The 15,963-nt window shown below is 60.5% G+C and carries 15 protein-coding genes; 6 read left to right on the top strand and 9 right to left on the bottom strand.

Going from position 1 to position 15,963, the window contains the following annotated elements; genetic code table 11:
• Positions 1 to 3: 3 nt before the first annotated feature.
• On the top strand, positions 4 to 420 hold the full coding sequence (locus tag V6617_RS04280) for a MerR family DNA-binding protein (protein ID WP_338609350.1): 417 nt from the start codon (positions 4 to 6) through the stop codon (positions 418 to 420).
• Positions 421 to 435: 15 nt separating this feature from the next.
• Here the strand turns inward: V6617_RS04280 and V6617_RS04275 are convergent, their stop codons facing one another.
• The 4 genes from V6617_RS04275 to V6617_RS04260 form a co-directional block, all read right to left on the bottom strand.
• Complete coding sequence (locus V6617_RS04275) at positions 436 to 2,664, bottom strand: EAL domain-containing protein (RefSeq protein WP_338609348.1); 2,229 nt, start codon at positions 2,662 to 2,664, stop codon at positions 436 to 438.
• A 165-nt stretch (positions 2,665 to 2,829) separates the two neighbouring features.
• The gene (locus V6617_RS04270) at positions 2,830 to 4,323 is read right to left on the bottom strand and encodes an aldehyde dehydrogenase family protein (protein WP_338609346.1); all 1,494 of its coding nucleotides are present in this window, start codon (positions 4,321 to 4,323) and stop codon (positions 2,830 to 2,832) included.
• A 118-nt stretch (positions 4,324 to 4,441) separates the two neighbouring features.
• Positions 4,442 to 5,224, bottom strand: coding sequence for a DUF1365 domain-containing protein (locus V6617_RS04265; RefSeq protein ID WP_338609344.1), 783 nt, complete (start codon positions 5,222 to 5,224; stop codon positions 4,442 to 4,444).
• A complete protein-coding gene (locus V6617_RS04260; protein ID WP_338609342.1) occupies positions 5,221 to 6,576 on the bottom strand; it encodes an NAD(P)/FAD-dependent oxidoreductase in 1,356 nt (451 codons plus the stop codon). The genes V6617_RS04265 and V6617_RS04260 overlap by 4 nt, the downstream gene beginning before the upstream one ends.
• 240 nt (positions 6,577 to 6,816) lie before the next feature.
• Between V6617_RS04260 and V6617_RS04255 the strand changes: the two genes are divergently transcribed.
• From V6617_RS04255 to fixJ, 5 genes are all read left to right on the top strand, one after another.
• Positions 6,817 to 7,392, top strand: a complete 576-nt coding sequence (locus tag V6617_RS04255) for a sigma-70 family RNA polymerase sigma factor (protein WP_422394821.1) — start codon at positions 6,817 to 6,819, stop codon at positions 7,390 to 7,392.
• Positions 7,389 to 8,048: a ChrR family anti-sigma-E factor gene (locus V6617_RS04250; protein ID WP_338609339.1), complete on the top strand. Its 660-nt coding sequence runs from the start codon at positions 7,389 to 7,391 to the stop codon at positions 8,046 to 8,048. The genes V6617_RS04255 and V6617_RS04250 overlap by 4 nt, the downstream gene beginning before the upstream one ends.
• An 8-nt stretch (positions 8,049 to 8,056) precedes the next feature.
• On the top strand, positions 8,057 to 8,461 hold the full coding sequence (locus V6617_RS04245) for a DUF2177 family protein (protein WP_338609337.1): 405 nt from the start codon (positions 8,057 to 8,059) through the stop codon (positions 8,459 to 8,461).
• 290 nt (positions 8,462 to 8,751) lie between these two features.
• The gene (locus V6617_RS04240) at positions 8,752 to 10,209 is read left to right on the top strand and encodes a sensor histidine kinase (RefSeq protein ID WP_338609335.1); all 1,458 of its coding nucleotides are present in this window, start codon (positions 8,752 to 8,754) and stop codon (positions 10,207 to 10,209) included.
• A complete protein-coding gene (gene fixJ / locus V6617_RS04235; RefSeq protein ID WP_338609334.1) occupies positions 10,199 to 10,825 on the top strand; it encodes a response regulator FixJ in 627 nt (208 codons plus the stop codon). Before V6617_RS04240 ends, fixJ begins: the two co-directional genes overlap by 11 nt.
• A gap of 175 nt (positions 10,826 to 11,000) precedes the next feature.
• Here the strand turns inward: fixJ and V6617_RS04230 are convergent, their stop codons facing one another.
• The 5 genes from V6617_RS04230 to V6617_RS04210 form a co-directional block, all read right to left on the bottom strand.
• Entirely contained in the window at positions 11,001 to 11,648 is a 648-nt protein-coding gene (locus V6617_RS04230; RefSeq protein WP_338609333.1) for a helix-turn-helix domain-containing protein, read from the bottom strand.
• Between the two features lie 103 nt (positions 11,649 to 11,751).
• Positions 11,752 to 12,288, bottom strand: a complete 537-nt coding sequence (locus V6617_RS04225) for a hypothetical protein (protein WP_338609332.1) — start codon at positions 12,286 to 12,288, stop codon at positions 11,752 to 11,754.
• Between the two features lie 34 nt (positions 12,289 to 12,322).
• On the bottom strand, positions 12,323 to 13,717 hold the full coding sequence (pelG, locus tag V6617_RS04220; RefSeq protein ID WP_338609331.1) for an exopolysaccharide Pel transporter PelG: 1,395 nt from the start codon (positions 13,715 to 13,717) through the stop codon (positions 12,323 to 12,325).
• 1 nt (position 13,718) lies between these two features.
• Positions 13,719 to 15,251 (bottom strand): GT4 family glycosyltransferase PelF, encoded by a 1,533-nt coding sequence (pelF, locus tag V6617_RS04215; protein WP_338609329.1) that lies wholly within the window; start codon positions 15,249 to 15,251, stop codon positions 13,719 to 13,721.
• Positions 15,252 to 15,260: 9 nt separating this feature from the next.
• A complete protein-coding gene (locus V6617_RS04210) occupies positions 15,261 to 15,962 on the bottom strand; it encodes a hypothetical protein (RefSeq protein ID WP_338609328.1) in 702 nt (233 codons plus the stop codon).
• Position 15,963: the final 1 nt, after the last annotated feature.

Raw genomic sequence — 15,963 nt, 5'->3', positions numbered from 1 at the left:
ATCTTGAACAAGCACGATGCCGAAAAGCGCGACCTGTTCGCCATCACCGATCTGGCAAACGAGTTCTCCATTTCCACCCGTGCCATACGATTTTACGAAACCAAGGGGCTCTTAAAGCCCGACCGCCTGGGGTCGACCAGGGTTTTCAGGCGGCGCGACCGCGCCCGGCTGATCCTCATTTTGCGTGGCAAGCGGCTGGGTTTCACCCTGCGCGATATCTCCGAATATCTCAGCCTTTACGATGCCGACGGCACCCGAACCGCCCAGGTCAAGCTGTTGATCGAAAAGGTCGATGAACGCCTCGAGCTGCTCCGCGCGCAATTGACCGACCTCGAAACCACAATCACCGAGTTGACCGAGATCCGCCAGCTTGCCGATGAGCGGCTGCGCAACGGAACGCCGGAGGGCGAAACGGCCTGACGCCCGGTTTACCGGTCAGGCCCGTCTGCGCCGCCCTGCCGGGCTGTGTGCATTGGCATCGAGCCAATCATCCATGGCTTGAGCGGTGAGCGGTCTGGAATAGAGATAACCCTGTTGTGCGTCGCATCCGAGCGCATCGAGGAACCGTCTCTGGGCATCGGTTTCCACACCCTCTGCAACAACACGCATATTGAGACTCTGTCCCATGCAGATTATCGCGGTTGCAACCGCCTGCGCCCCGGCGTCGCTTTCGAGCCGGTCGATGAATGCCCTGTCGATCTTGAGCTCTTTGACCGGAAGGCGGGCAATCAGCGACAGGGAGGAAAAGCCCGTCCCGAAATCGTCCATCGACAGATTGACGCCCATTTTGCTCAACGCATCGGTATTGGCCGTCACGGCAGCCGTCTGGTCGAGCATCAGGCTTTCGGTGATCTCGATGGTCAGATCGGACGGGGCAAGCCCGTGCGCGGCAAGCGTTTCACCAACCTGGGCACAAAAAGCGCCATTGCGGAACTGCTGGGCCGAGATATTGACCGAGACCGCCGGGATGTGTCGCCCCGCCGCACGCCAGTGCGCCAGTTGAGCGCAAGCTGTTCGCAGCGCCCAGAGCCCGATATCCTCGATCATCCCGATCTGCTCGGCGACCGGTATGAACCGGTCGGGACCGACCGGCCCCAACTGGGGATGGGTCCAGCGCGCCAGTGCTTCCACTCCGTATATTTCTTCGCTGTTGCGATCGATCTGCGGCTGGAAGGCAAGCGAAAGCTGGCCATCGGCCAGCGCCTCGCGCAACGCAACCCCCAGTTCCAGCCGATCGCGATTGGCCGCGTTCATTTCCGGCGAGAAGAAGTGATAATTGGCCCGCCCCGCGGCCTTGGCCCCAAACATCGCCGTCTCGCAATTGTTGACCAGCGTTTCGACATCGGTCGCATCGCCCGGATAGAGTGCAATGCCGATCGAGCCCGAAAGCGATACCGTCGTTCCGCTGATCTCGAATGGCTCCCTGAGGCTGGCCAGCAGGTCCTGGGCCGCCGCCGCGGCGCCTTCCGCCCGACAATCGTCGAGCAGGATGATGAACGCGTCCGCGCTCATCCGGGCCACCATGTCCGATGATGAGGCACGATCAAGAAGCCGCTGACTGACCGCTTCGAGCACCATATCCCCCGCAGGCAGCCCGTACGCGTCGTTGATATCCTTGAACCTGTCGAGATCGAGACACAGGCACGCCAGCGATTTCCTGCGCAGGGGGTCACCCGCCAGGGTCTGCTCGACCCGCTGACGCATCAGCACGCGGTTGGGCAGGCCCGTCAGCGCGTCATAATAGGCAAGCCGACGGATCTGCGTCCGCGCTTCGTGCCGCTCGATCGCCATTACGCACAGACTGAGGCACGCCTCCACCAGCCGCAAATGCCATGCACTCGGTGGCCGGCGCTCCGGAAAATAGAAGGCGAAGGTCCCGGCAACGCGCCCGTCGCGCAACACCATCGGATATGACCAGCACGCCCTTAGCCCCAGCGGCAGAAAAAGATGCTTGAAATCGGTCCATAGCGGGTCGGTTTCGATATCTTCGACCACCACCGGCTCGCCCCGCCAGGCGGCGGTGCCGCAACTGCCGGTCCGGGGCCCGATTTCAAGCCCGTCGATCTGTTTCGCCACCGAGGCCGGCAGGCTCGGCGCCGCCAGAGGCCGCAGCTTACGGTTCTCGTCCACCCCCAAGATCGAACAGACCGTATCGGGCGCGAGCGCCTGCACCTGCTCGCAGATATGGCCCATGAACTCCGTGAGCGGCATGTCACGGCTCAGCGCATCGAGTGAGACGCGCTGGAAAACCTGAAGACGCTTCGATTGCGTGGTGTCGGCGAGCATGGCGATAAGATGGGTAAAATGTCCCTGCGCGTCCTGCACCGGATCGAGCCAGGCCGAAACCCAGACCGGATCGCCCGATCGCGTGCGCAACAGCAAATCGTCGCTAAATCCCCCGCCCGTATTGCCAAAGCTGCGCGCCCTTTGATGCAACCGTTCATCGATCATCGGGCCGGCCAGCAGAGACCAGGGAGCCTGTCCGGCAAAATCGTCCAGCCCATAGCCCAACAGCGCCTCGAAAGCGGGATTGAGATAGCACGGATGCCCCTCGGCATTCGAAATCAGGATAGCCCGATCAGTGCGTGTGATCGCCAGTTCGATAAGATCGAGCCGGCTCGGATTGGCGGTCAGACACCCGCCAGCGCTTCGTCCATCGTGCATTCTGCAATCCCGGATCTTGTTCCCCCGTTCGGGCGACCCTGAAGCCGTCCCGCACGAGAGAGTGTGAAGACCCAGAGATTAATGAAGCCTGTTTTTTCCCCGCTTCCCACAGAGCGACCGGCCCCAGGGTTAATCTGGCCTTGCAATGATTGGTACAAACGGCACCTAGATATCGAACCTGATCCCTTGCGCCAGCGGCAACGCGCGCGAATAATTGACCGTATTGGTCTGTCGCCGCATATAGGCGTTCCAGGCGTCCGATCCGCTCTCGCGCCCGCCGCCTGTTTCCTTTTCCCCGCCGAAAGCCCCGCCGATCTCGGCCCCCGAGGGCCCGATATTGACGTTGGCGATGCCGCAATCGGACCCCGCCGCCGAAAGGAAGGTTTCCGTTTCGCGCATATCAGTCGAAAAAATGCAGCTCGAAAGCCCTTGCGGCACATCGTTCTGCAGCGCGATGGCCTCTTCGAGCGTCTTGTAGGTCAGGACATAAAGGATCGGCGCGAAGGTCTCATGCTTGACGATGGCGCTCTGCCCGGCCATCTCGACAATGGCCGGGCGCACATAATACCCACCTTCGACAGCGTCCACCCGCTCTCCTCCGGTCACCCTGCCGCCTTCGGTCTTCGCCTTTTCCAGCGCCGCCTGCATGCTATCATAGGCTGCCTTGTCGATCAGAGGCCCAACCAGAACACCCTGTTCCAAAGGACTGCCGATCGGCAGCCTGCCATAGGCGCTCTTGAGTTTTTCGACCAATTGGTCGCGCACGTCCTCATGCACGATCAGCCGCCGCAGGCTGGTGCAGCGCTGCCCGCAGGTGCCAACCGCTGAAAAGACGATGGCCCGCACCGCATTGTCGAGGTCCGCCGATGGCGCCACGATCATCGCGTTGTTGCCGCCAAGTTCGAGAATGGTCTTACCGAACCGCTCGGCCACCTTGGGGCCAACGATCCTGCCCATCCGCGTCGACCCGGTTGCCGAAATCAACGGCACGTCTTTCGAAGCCGTCAGCGCTTCGCCCACATCGGCACCACCAATGGCCACCTGCAAGACCCCGTCGGGTGCATCCCCGAACCGGGCCGAGGCCCTCTCGAAAATCTTCTTGACCGCCAACGCCGTCAGCGGCGTCTTTTCCGAGGGTTTCCAGATCGTGGTATTGCCGCACACCGTCGCCAGTGCAAAGTTCCACGCAAACACCGCGACGGGAAAATTGAACGCCGAGATCACCCCGGTCACCCCCAGCGGGTGCCAGGTCTCGCGCATCGAATGACCCGGACGTTCGGAAGCTATGGTCAGCCCGAACAATTGCCGCGATTGGCCCACCGCCAGATCGCAGATATCGATCATCTCCTGGACTTCCCCCAGCCCCTCCTGAAAAATCTTGCCGGCCTCAAGGGACACAAGCTTGCCCAGAGCCTCTTTGGCGTTGCGCAATTCCTCGCCGAACAGCCGGATCAACTCGCCCCGGCGCGGCGCCGGCACCAGTTTCCATTCGGCAAATGCCGATTTGGCCGTACCGATCATCTTTTCGACGTCGGCGCCCGAATGAGTCGCAACCTCCCCGATCAGCGCGCCATCGACGGGCGAATGCACCTTGAGCGACCCGCCGGTCAGATCGGCGGCATCCAGCATCGCGGCTGAAAGAATCTCGGAATGGGACATCAATGTTTCCTCTTTGCATGATGTTCGACCTTCAAGGGTCGATTTGCATCAAGCTTAAAGGAAGCACCGCTTCGCTCAAAACGCCGATTGGTGATGGATCGATGAGCGGCGCTGATGCCTATTCGGCCGGCGCCGTGCCGATTACCGAATGGGAAATCTTTTCACGCGCCTTTTTGTGCGTGAACACCGGATTGCCCTTGAGCCAGAGCTTGAGTGCTTCCCAATGGATGCCGCCCATGATTTTCAGCGTCATCAGCGGATAGCGCAACAGCGCAGCCCCCAGACTCCTGTCGCTCAATTCCTCGCGCTTGCCGGTAAAGGCCGCATAGAGCAGCGCGCCCTCGCCATCATGCTCATTGATGGCGATCTGAACCTTTTCGGCCGGCGGCGTGATCTTGAAATCATAGCGCGCCTGCATGGGCACGAAAGGCGAAACGTAGAGTTCCTTGGCGCAGGACTGCCGCACCGGACCCCCAGCATGATCGCCCACCGGGATCACATAGGTGTGCCGCTCGTAAAACGTGTTGCACACCTCATAGAGGATAGCCCGCATCCCCTGGCTGTCCGAACAGAAATAGACGGTGATCGGGTTAAAGACATATCCGAAAATCCGCGGGTAGCAGAGCATTTCGATTCTGAGGCCTTCACCCGCGATCCCCGCATCAGCCAGCAGCCGCTCGGCCCAGCGCCGCAATCCGCCCCTCTCCCCGTCCCCATGGTCAGCATCGCGAAAGCTGAACGCGCCGAACCGGTTGTGGGAAAAAAGCCTGAGCCTTTTATCGAGTGCATCGAGCCGGTCGAGATCGACGAGCAGCGAAAAAACGCGATAGCGCAGCGTATGCGCGCGCGGCCTGTGCCGCACATGCACAACCTCTCCGGCATAAATCGCGCCATCGCTCATTCGGCGGCAACCCTTTCGGTTCCGATATGGATACGGCCCGAGGCATTCTCCACCGTCCAGGGACGGCGCACCCCTGCCATATCTTCGGCCGCGGCCAGGCCAGCCTGCAACCCGTCTTCGTGAAAACCCGAGCCGAAATGCGCTCCGGCAAACCACACACCGCCACGGCCCTGCAGGCGCCAGAGCTCTTTTTGAGCCGCCATCGCCTTCTGATCGAAAAGCGGATGAGTATAGTCAAACGTCTCAAAGATCGTCGCCGTATCGATGTCACGGCTGGGATTGAGCGTCACGAACAGGGGGTATTTCTTGTCGATATTCTGGAGCTTGTTCATCCAGTAGGTAACGCACAACGGGCTGTCCCCGTCCCACTCGCGCTCGCCGATATAATTCCAGCTCGACCATACCGATTTGCGCTTGGGCATCAGGCGCTTGTCGGTGTGCAGCACCGCTTCGTTGTGCGTATATTCGAAGGCCCCGAGCAGTGCTCGCTCGTCGTCATCGGCGTCCGAAAGCATGGCCAGCGCCTGATCCGCATGAGTGGCGATCAAGACGTCGGTAAAGATGTCCTTATGCCCGCGCGCATCGGTTATCGTCACTACACCCGAATGCCGCTCGATCCGGCTCACCCCGGTTGAAAGCCGCACCGTTCCCCTAAAGCCCGCCACCAACCGCGAAACATATTCCCGGCTGCCGCCCGTTACCGTCCGCCACAACGGACGGTTGTAAAGATCGAGCAACCCGTGATTGAGGAAAAATCGCACGAAGGCCTGCACAGGGTAATTGCGGATATCGGTAGCCGAAGACGACCAGATCGCCGCCGCCATGGGCAGGATATGATCCGCGATATAGCTCTCGGAATACCCGTTTTCGGCCAGATAATCGGCCAACCCGACCTGGGTCAGGCTGCCATCGGCGAGAATTTCGCGGTGCGAGCGGGAAAATTTCACGATATCGGAAAGCATGCGCCAGAAGCGCGGGCGCACTACGTTCGATTTCTGCCCGATCAGCCCCAGCGGGTCCGAACAATATTCGAAAGCCCCCCCATCGATCGAGGCGCCAAACGACATCCAGGAGAGCTCTGTTGCAACGCCCAGATGGTCGAACATCGCAACGAGATTGGGATAGTTCCCTTCATTGTAGACGATGAACCCGGTATCGACCGGGATCGTTTTGCCGTCATAATCGACATCGACGGTATTGGAATGCCCCCCGATCCGAGAATCGGCCTCATAAAGCGTCACATCATGGGACTGGCTCATCAGCCAGGCGGCCGAGAGCCCGGAAATTCCGCTTCCGATCACGGCAATACGCCTGGTGCCTTTCGGTCCTTTGGGGCCAGCGTCGAGATACATGGGTCGGCTTGTCCTTGTTTGGGTTTCACTAAGGTACGAGCCAGACGCCGAAACGGATGCACGCAAAGAGAGATTTTTATTCTTGCAGCTGTGATCCGCCCCCATTGTGCGCCCGTAAATCGATGCATGACGACAGTGCTTTCAATCGATCCGGCAGCATGGCAGACTTCAAAGCCCTTGGCGGCGCAGCGTAGGTATGCTGTGCGTCCGGCCCCCAGAGGAATTGCGCGTACCGACAAGATGGCTGTCGACCCCAGTGACAAGAAGGCGCTCAATATCGTGATGCGCCAGAAACTGTTTGCAGTCGCCACGTCGCGCGACGTTGCCGCTTTTGAAGAGCTGTTCCGCTATTACGGCCCCCGGGTGCGCGCCTATATGGCCAAGCTCTCCCGCGATGGGCAGCTCGCCGAGGAATTGATGCAGGAAACAATGGTGGCGGTCTGGAACAAGGCCGCCCAATACAGCCCCGACAAGGGCAATGTCTCGACATGGATTTTCACCATCGCGCGCAACCAGCGCATCGACCACTGGCGCAAGACGAACCGTCCCGATTTCGACCCGAACGATCCCGCTTTCGTTCCCGCCGAAATCAGGCCGGCCGACGCGGCCTTCGACATGAACGAGGATGCCGACCGGCTTCACCGCGCCATGCAAACTCTCCCTCCCGAACAGCTTGAGCTCCTAAAGCTCTCGTTCTTTGAGGAAGCATCTCACAGTACGATCTCCGAAAAGCTCGGCCTGCCGCTGGGTACCGTCAAATCCCGCATCCGACTGGCCTTCGCCAAGTTGCGCACCGCGTTGGAGGATCGCTCATGAGCATCGTCCACCATCTCGATGAAGACATCCTGCTCGATCATGCCGCCGGTACGCTCGCCGAGGGCTTTTCGCTCGCCGTCGCAACCCATCTGGCCGTCTGCCCGGAGTGCCGTGAACGCTACGCCATGATCGAGGGCGCGGGCGGCGAACTGCTCGATACCATCGAACCAGCCGCGGGCGGCGATGCCGGCTGGCAGGCGGTCAAGGCCCGTATCTCCAACGCGCCCTTACCCACCGCAAAGCCCGCGCGTCGTGGCGCCTCCGGCGGATCGGCGCCTGTCCTTCCAGAACCGTTGCGCTCCTATGTCGGTTCGGACGTCGATGCCATTCGCTGGAAACCCATGCCTGGCGCCGCCCAGTTCATTATCCCCATCCGCGATGGCCGCGCGGTCGCACGTCTTTTGCGCATTCCGGCCGGCAAGCCGGTGCCCGAACACACCCATCGCGGCATGGAAATGACCCTGGTCCTCTCCGGTGCCTTTGCCGACGAAGACGGTACATTCACCCGCGGCGATATCGAGATTGCCGATGGCAGCCTGACCCATCAGCCGGTCGCCACAAACGATGCTGATTGCATCTGCCTTGCCGTCACCGAAGCCCCGCTCAAATTCAAGAGCTGGATCGTACGTCTTTTTCAGCCAATGCTGGGGATATGAGGGACCACATGCCTTACGTTATTGCCTATATCGGAACAGCCATCGTCTTTTTCGCCATCGACTATTTCTGGCTTTCGCGGGTCGCTTTCGGCTTCTATCGCGAACAGATCGGCCACGTCCTGCTCGACCAGCCCAATCTCGCGGCCGCCGGCGCCTTCTATCTGTTCTATATCGGCGGCATCGTTTACTTTGCCGTCGCCCCGGCCATGCAGTCCGGAAACTGGACCCAGGCTCTGATCGCCGGCGCCATTCTGGGCCTTGTCGCCTACGGCACCTACGACATGACCAACCTTGCAACTGTCAGGGACTGGTCGGTCATGGTCACTATCGTCGACATTGTCTGGGGCGCCGCCCTTACCGGAACGGCAGCTACCGCAGGCTATTTCGCTACGCGCCTGTTGAGCAGCAACTAAAGGCACGGGTCGGTCCTGAACGCCTCATAGCGCTTTTCGACTTCTTCGTTCACGGGTACAAGGGACCAACCAACCCCACGCGGACGGCGTGCGCGATTCAAATGCGTTTGCCCTGATGTCTGTCGAACCATCCACGACGCAACCATTCGGCCCGTTCTCGATTTCCGGTTCAGGAAAAGACGGGGGCAGTTGCAGTGCCGAACACTTTATTCCCTGCTCTTTTTAAATTTACTTGCCGCTTTTCTGACAAGTTTTTAACTTGCATCGGCAAACCGGATGCATCTGATGTCATGGGGCTGCCGAGGGACATTATAATTGCCTACGTGGTTGGACTGGCAGGGCTGATCTTTGTCAGCACTCTCAAGCTGGCCATCGCACCCGTTTTCACCTCGTCGTTTAACGACCTTTTTTTTGCGCTGGCCATTCTGCTTGCCGCCGGCCTGGGTGGCATGGCGCCCGGCGTGTTCACGATGGTCCTGGCGCTGCCACTCGTGTATTTTTTCACCGAGGAAGACCGTGCCTCCCAGAGCTCGAACCTCATCTTGTTCGCTGGTGTGGGTTTGGGCATCGCCTGGCTCGGTGGCATCCTGCGCGAGGAGCGAAACAAGGCCCTTATGGCCAGCAAGCTCCTGCAACGGCGCGAGAGTTATCTGCAGGCCATCCTCGACACCATCTCGGACGCAACCATAGCCAGCAAGCCGAGCGGAGAGATCGTTTCGTTCAACGCTGCCGCCGAGCGATTGTTCGGCTATCGCGAAAAGGTGGTGTTGACCCGCAATGTCCATATCCTGATGGCTGAAACCCATCACCCCGACAACATGGGCAACGCGGACTACCCGCCCACCGGCTTTGCCCGGTTTCTGGGCCGCAACCGGTTGCTGCGGGGCAAGCGCAGTGATGGCACCACCTTCCCCATGAGCATCGACGTGGTCAGGATAGCAACCGGCGAAGGCCTGCTGTTCATCGGCTTTGCGCGCGACATGACCGAGCGTGAGCGGGCCGCAACCCGGCTCGAACAGACCGAAGCCGAACTCGCCCGGCTTTCGCGCATGAGCGAAATGGGGGAAATGGCGTCCGCCCTTGCCCATGAAATCAACCAGCCCCTTTCGGCCATCAGCAACTACGTCCAGGGCGCCAAGCGCATGCTTGAAGTTTTCGATCCCGCCATGCTGCCCGCCTTGCGCGAGTCGCTTGCGGCGGCGGCAACTCAGGCCCTGCGTGCCGGCGACATCATCCATCATCTGCGCATTTTCATGGCGCAAGGCGAAATCGACAAGGAGATCGTCAACGTCAACACACTGATCGAGGGTGCCATGGCGCTCGCCCTGGCCGGAACCCGCGAAGACGGCATTCTCACCGAACTCGACCTGACCCCCGGACCGCTCGAGACGCTGGGCAACCCGACCCAGATCCAGCAGGTGATCGTCAACCTCCTGCGCAACGCCACCGACGCCGTGCAAACCAGCGCACGCAAGGTGGTCACTATACGGACGCGCCGGAGCGGCAAGTTCGCGCGCATCGAACTCAGCGATACCGGGCAGGGCATTCACCCCGATTTCGGTGAAGAAATCTTCAAGGCGTTCGTAACCACAAAACGCCGCGGCATGGGGGTCGGTCTTTCGATTTCCAAGCGCATAATCGAAGCACATGGAGGCGCAATCAGTGCCCGTACCATCCCTGGCAGAGAAACCATTTTCACGTTCACCCTTCCCTTGGTCGACAGAGAGATTCAGGCCCATGACGAGTGATTTCCTGATCCATATCGTGGACGACGAAGAACCAGTTCGCCAGTCGCTATCGTTCCTGCTTGCCGCGTCGGGCTGGCGATCACGAAAATACGCTTCAGCGGCCGAGTTCCTCGATACGGCGGAAAATCTGGAGGACTCCTGCCTGATAACCGATCTGCGCATGTCGGAAATGAACGGGCTCGACCTGCTGCGGCGCTTGCGCAAGAACGGAAACACCCTGCCGGTAATCGTTGTGACCGGCCACGGAGATGTGCTGGCTGCCGTCGAGGCCATGAAGGCCGGCGCCAGCGATTTCATCGAAAAGCCATTCAGTGAAGAGGTGATCCTGTCCACCCTCAAAAGGGTTTGCGCCGCCGCACAGGAAAAAAGCCAGGTGCGTCAGCAACGCCAGGCGGCTCGTGACAAGCTGGAGTCGCTAAGCGCGCGGGAGCGCCAGGTGCTCGATGGCGTCGTCAACGGGCTCCCCAACAAGTCCATTGCTCACAATCTCGGGCTCAGTCCCCGAACGGTCGAAGTCTATCGCGCCACGATCATGACCAAGATGCAGGCCCACAGTCTCGCGGAGCTGGTCCGAATGGCCGTCGAGGGTTCCGACCACTACGCAGCGCGCGATTAGCTCGGGCGTGCTGAGATAAGGTGGACGTCACTTTATCTGAACACGCAATAAGGGCAGTCAGACATCCCCAACCTAGAGCGTTTCCAGCAAAAGTGGAAACGGTTTTGCGGTTCGGACATGCGACGAAACAAGGGTTTAGCGCCAAGGATTTGAGTCAATCAAATCCTGAACGGTTCTAGGCTCCCAGATCGAGCAGCGCCTTCCGGTCGAGCAGCAGGACATCGCGGGCGCCCACAAGCGTGATGAGCTTGAGAACCTGCAGGCGATGAATTGCGCGCGACACGGTTTCCAACGTCAGACCCAAATGGTCGGCGATATCGCAGCGCGACATCGGAAGACGAGCCCGGGCTCCCCCACTCCCCTGCCTGTCGGCAATCCCGACGAGAAATGCAGCGACCCGTTCAATGGCATTCTGGGTTCCCAGGACAAGCAGGTGCTCGTGGATGCTTTCAAGGTGGCCAAACAGCATGTCGGCAATCCGCGGATTGGCCAACTCCCTGCCATCGAGATGAAATTTCCGCGTCCCGGAATACTCGAGCGCCTCGGCATAGCATTGCCGCTCGGCGCCCGTTTCAAACCCGAAGACCTCACCGGCAAAGTGAAATCCGGTAACAAGCCGCCGGCCTTCCAGTGTTATCCGCGACACACGGACACATCCGAACTCGACGATAAATATGTCGCCGGACTCGTCCCCTTGCGCATAGATCAGCTCCTTTTCCCTGTGCCGGGTGGTGCCACCGAACTTGACGCCTCCCTGAAAGCCCAGATATCCGGCCTCTTCGATGGCCGCACCCGGATTGCGGAAGTCCCTCTGTATTAACATTTGCTTACCCCCTCTTGTGACCCCCAGTATGAGTCTTAAGCCTTTGTTAATAAATTCCGGTTCTCCCACTAGTGATTCTACGATATTGACAGCCCCATCGTTTTCAAAGGCGTGATGAATTATTGCCTTCGATCCCCGCAACGCGCCTTTCGAGCCGTTTGGCCCGGGCCGCCAACGCCTCATACTGCGCTGCAATCAGGTCCCGCTCTTTTTGCGCTTCGAAAAGCGCCTGCTCGGAACGCTGCAATAGGCGCCGGTGCCCATCCGAGATGATCCCCACAAGCACGGCGATGATCAGCCAGGCCAGAGGCGTCGTCCAGACTGCAGCGAGATACTCGAAATAGCCCTCCCCCACCACCCTTTGAGGCAGCGTTCCGCCCAGAAGGGCAAGCGCGGCAGCCATCGCCGCAGCCATGATCCCGCCCGAAGCGCCATATTGAGCGGCAATCAACGCAACGGCGAGAACCAGCGGATGGAGGGGCAATGATTGCAGATCGAACAAGCCCAGCCTTTCGACGGCAAACACACCACCGATCAGCACGGCGCCTTCAACGACCCCCACCCAATGGTTCGGAGATCCGCCGATCTTTTCGTCCGGCAGGAGCTTTGGACCGGCGCGTTTTGGAGCATGGACGTTCACTGTCGTTTTCCTTGGTTCCGGGAACAGCACAGGCCTAGCCTGCAACCGCCGGGTTATTGTCGATGAATGTAAGCCTGTTCATCACCTGGAGGGTGTTGACCATGACCCCATAGGCAAGGATCGCAGCCGCCCCCGTTGCGATCACATAGCCCAGCCCCAGGGCGTCCGGATTGGCGAGCAGCACATAGGTCAGCCCGCCATTGAGGATCAGAAAGGCAGCCTGGAGCACGAAATAGGCCCGCGCGTACTGCACAAACAGAATGACGCCCACGCAGGCGAGAAACAGGAAGTGGAACGCTGCCCCGATCAGCGCAAACCGCAACACCTGCAGCGTTTCGAGCCCAAGGCCCAAAAAGCCCACGATCCAGGGCCCGGTCAGCGCCAGAACGAGGCTGATCGTGATCTGAATGACGAAGGCCGAAAAGATCGTATTTGTGGTCTGCCATGTGATGGCGGCGCGCTGGGCATCGATATGACGGAGCGTGCCGCCCGAATGAACGATGTCGCGATACTTGCGATAGGCAGTGAAAAAATCGGTCTCCAGCCAGATCGAAACGATACTCATCAGCGGAACGATCGAGAGATAGGCAATGAACATGGGCACATCGTATCGCGGGGCGTGAATGAGCCCGTGCGCGATCGACGTGGCTTCATAAGATTGCCAGACCACCAGCTTGTCGATCCACACAGCCAGCGCACTCGAAATCCCCGCTATGGCGAAAGTGCGCGAGCGCATGGGATGGGCAATCAGCGCCGCAATGCCGTCGGTGAGCCGCCGCACCCGTCCGGGAAACGTCTGGACAATGAGCCCATGCAGAATGGCAAAGGCCAGGAACAGCCCTGCCCCAAACCCGGCAAGCAGACCCGCAACACCATATCCCAATCCGGCAAGCGACAGGCCAAGCACGACCGATACGCTCAACCCCATGGTAAAGCCCGTGGTGACCGTGACATACTGGCGGATCGCCGCGACCATGGACATGGTCAGCCAGAGCAGCGACACCTGCAAAACGCAGAAGGTCGCTGCCGTCGCCGTCGGCATGTCCAGCCTGATGACAACGAAAAACAGCACCCAGGCGAGCGCGACGGTGATCAGCGCCGCGGCCGCCAGAGCGCCAATGTAGATGCCATGCACCCGCTCGAACCGCCGCTCGAACAGCTCGGCCGAAACGCGCAGATTGAGTTCGAGCGCGATGGGAGCGGTCACGACAAGAGAAAGGGCAAAGCAATAAATGACGAGGACGCGAAACGTCGTCGTCATCTCCACGCCCACCAGCGGCCCCCCGAGCCAGGAAATCAGCGCCAGCCCGATCATGATGACGATCCATGGCCCCGCCGTGATCATGATGGCATGACCGGTCGCGATGGAATGCCCGGCCAGGTTGTTCTGGTTGCGAAGCTTCGATAGGGCAAACCCGATGCCAGCCATCTTAGACCTCACTTTTGGCGGTTGGGGAAAGATGCCGGCCATAGAGCTTGGTATAGGCCGCGGCGATGGTGTCCGAGCGGTACTGGATCCGGACCTTGGACCGCAGCGCCGCGCCCATGCGCTGGCGCGCAATGGGATTGTTGAGCAGATGGACGGCCGCTGAAACCAGTGCCCCCACATCGCCCACCGGGGCGACCATCCCCCCGATCCCCGCGACTGCGGCCTGTCCCGGACTGCCCGGGCATCCCAGGATTTCCCTGCAAGCACCGACATCGGTCGCAATGCACGGAACACCTGCCGCACCCGCTTCGAGAATGACCAGCGGCAGCGCCTCGGAAATCGAGGTGAGCATGAGAACATCTATTTCGGCCATGTAGTCGCGCACATCGACCGGACCGGTAAACGTGATAATATGGTCGAGCCCACGCTCGTTGACCGCATCGATACAACTCTGGGCATAGTCGGGATCCTCATCCATCGGCCCGATCACAAACGCCCGGAAGTCGGCCACTTTCGACGCCACTCTCTCGGCCACATCGATAAATGTCTGGATGTCCTTGATCGGCGTGATGCGGCCGATGAACGCCAGCGTGGGGCGATCTGAAACCCGGTCGGGAAGCGTGCTGAAACGGTCCACATCCACACCGTTGGGAACCACGGTGAGCTTGCGGCTGTCGGCACCCAGTGCCTGCTGAAAGGCGTTATTGTCGCCATAAAGCGCGATAACGTCGTCGGCTGCGCTATAGGCGAGACGCGCAAAGCTCTCGAAAGCATCGGCCCAGAAGTCACGGACATCCTGGCGCTCGTCTGTAAAATCGAGCCCGGTGTCGATGCTGTTGTTGATCCAGTCGGCCATCAGGATTTCGACGCGCCGCTCGTTGGAATAGATCCCGTGTTCGGTAACGATCACCGGACGGCCGGTATCATGGGCGGCACGCGCGGCAACCAGTCCCGCATAGCCCGTGGAAACCGAATGGTAGATCCGGGCCCTGGGCAGCGGGCTGACCAGGGTGCGCAACAACCCGCCGACCAACGCCCGCCACGCCCAAAAGTACGAAATGAACGCCGTTTGCGGCATGCGTCCATAGCCCTCCGAAAGCGCCTGCCAGGCCTGAGGAGAATCGAGCAGCGCCGCCACCGTGGGTCGACGTTTGGTCGGCCCGAGCTTGTCGAGCAGCGCATGAAACGCGCTGGGATCGCCATGATCGAGAATTGCTGAAAGCGTATCGGCGTACCATTGGGGCGTCATTGCCGGCCAGGCGCCGCGCTGCCCCTTGCCCTTGTCGTCAAGATACAGATGATCGATGGCGATCAGATTGGCCGGACGCCCATAGCGCGGCTCGGTCAGGGGTATGCCCGGCAAGATGGCCAGCACCGAAAAGGTCAGATCCGGATGGCTCCTGATGAGCCAGTCGATCCAGGTGGAGACCCCACCCGCCACATAGGGGTAGCACCCCTCGGCGATAAGGCATACATCGGCTTCAGGCTGGGGGTCGCGCCATGCGGGCGCAAACCAGGAGGGCATCTCCATCATCGTCAGCCCCTATGCCGCAGGCGGTGTGGCGTCATTGGCAGCAATGCCAATGCCCGGCCGATGGCGCTGGCCCGCACTGGTGCGGATCTTGGAGCGAAACAGGGCGGAAACGGCAGCAGCCTGGACGCGGACCCGCTGATCGCGGCTGCGCAGCGCCTTTTCGATCAGACTGACACCTTCTGCCGGACCATCCGCGACGATAGAGGCAAAAACCGCCTGCTTTTCGCGCATTGAGCCCGATGTGATCAGCCTGTCGACCGATTTCGGCAGCCGCGCCGCCGGCCGGACGACCTGATCGTCGCGGATCCGGTCAGCCAGGGTCACCGCCTGCTTGAGCGGCGGCGCAATGGTGTCGTACCAGCTTTGAAGATGCTCGGCGCGGACCCGGGAGGAAAGTTGCTCGTCGATCATCGCCGAGGCGGCACCGAACGGGCCGGCCACCAGCACCTGGAGCGCAAAGGACTGCATATCTCCCGAATAGATGCCACTCCGCTCGGCCACCAGGATGGTCACAAGCAGCAAGGCGCAATAGCCCAGATGCAGCAACAATGCGGTCCCCAGTTCCATATGGCCGAGCACGAGCAGGATGATTCCAACCAGCTCGGTCGCAAAAACCAGGATTTTGAGCCCGGCAAACACGGCCCGAACGACCGGACTTTCCGGTGGGGTCGCAGGTTTTGCCAGGGACGAAGTCTTGTTGGTTTGTTCCATG

The sequence above is a fragment of the Pelagibacterium nitratireducens genome (genome assembly GCF_037044555.1).
Lineage (GTDB): Bacteria > Pseudomonadota > Alphaproteobacteria > Rhizobiales > Devosiaceae > Pelagibacterium > Pelagibacterium nitratireducens.
This window is presented reverse-complemented; position numbering and strand designations above follow the sequence as displayed.

Coding starts and splice junctions, on each gene's coding strand:
- V6617_RS04260 (WP_338609342.1), bottom strand. CDS start 6,576: ATGTATCTCGACGCTGGCCCCAAAGGACCGAAAGGCACCAGGCGTATT.
- pelG (WP_338609331.1), bottom strand. CDS start 13,717: ATGGCTGGCATCGGGTTTGCCCTATCGAAGCTTCGCAACCAGAACAAC.
- pelF (WP_338609329.1), bottom strand. CDS start 15,251: ATGATGGAGATGCCCTCCTGGTTTGCGCCCGCATGGCGCGACCCCCAG.
- fixJ (WP_338609334.1), top strand. CDS start 10,199: ATGACGAGTGATTTCCTGATCCATATCGTGGACGACGAAGAACCAGTT.
- V6617_RS04250 (WP_338609339.1), top strand. CDS start 7,389: ATGAGCATCGTCCACCATCTCGATGAAGACATCCTGCTCGATCATGCC.
- V6617_RS04230 (WP_338609333.1), bottom strand. CDS start 11,648: ATGTTAATACAGAGGGACTTCCGCAATCCGGGTGCGGCCATCGAAGAG.
- V6617_RS04270 (WP_338609346.1), bottom strand. CDS start 4,323: ATGTCCCATTCCGAGATTCTTTCAGCCGCGATGCTGGATGCCGCCGAT.
- V6617_RS04210 (WP_338609328.1), bottom strand. CDS start 15,962: ATGGAACAAACCAACAAGACTTCGTCCCTGGCAAAACCTGCGACCCCA.
- V6617_RS04255 (WP_422394821.1), top strand. CDS start 6,817: ATGGCTGTCGACCCCAGTGACAAGAAGGCGCTCAATATCGTGATGCGC.
- V6617_RS04275 (WP_338609348.1), bottom strand. CDS start 2,664: ATGCACGATGGACGAAGCGCTGGCGGGTGTCTGACCGCCAATCCGAGC.
- V6617_RS04265 (WP_338609344.1), bottom strand. CDS start 5,224: ATGAGCGATGGCGCGATTTATGCCGGAGAGGTTGTGCATGTGCGGCAC.
- V6617_RS04245 (WP_338609337.1), top strand. CDS start 8,057: ATGCCTTACGTTATTGCCTATATCGGAACAGCCATCGTCTTTTTCGCC.
- V6617_RS04240 (WP_338609335.1), top strand. CDS start 8,752: ATGGGGCTGCCGAGGGACATTATAATTGCCTACGTGGTTGGACTGGCA.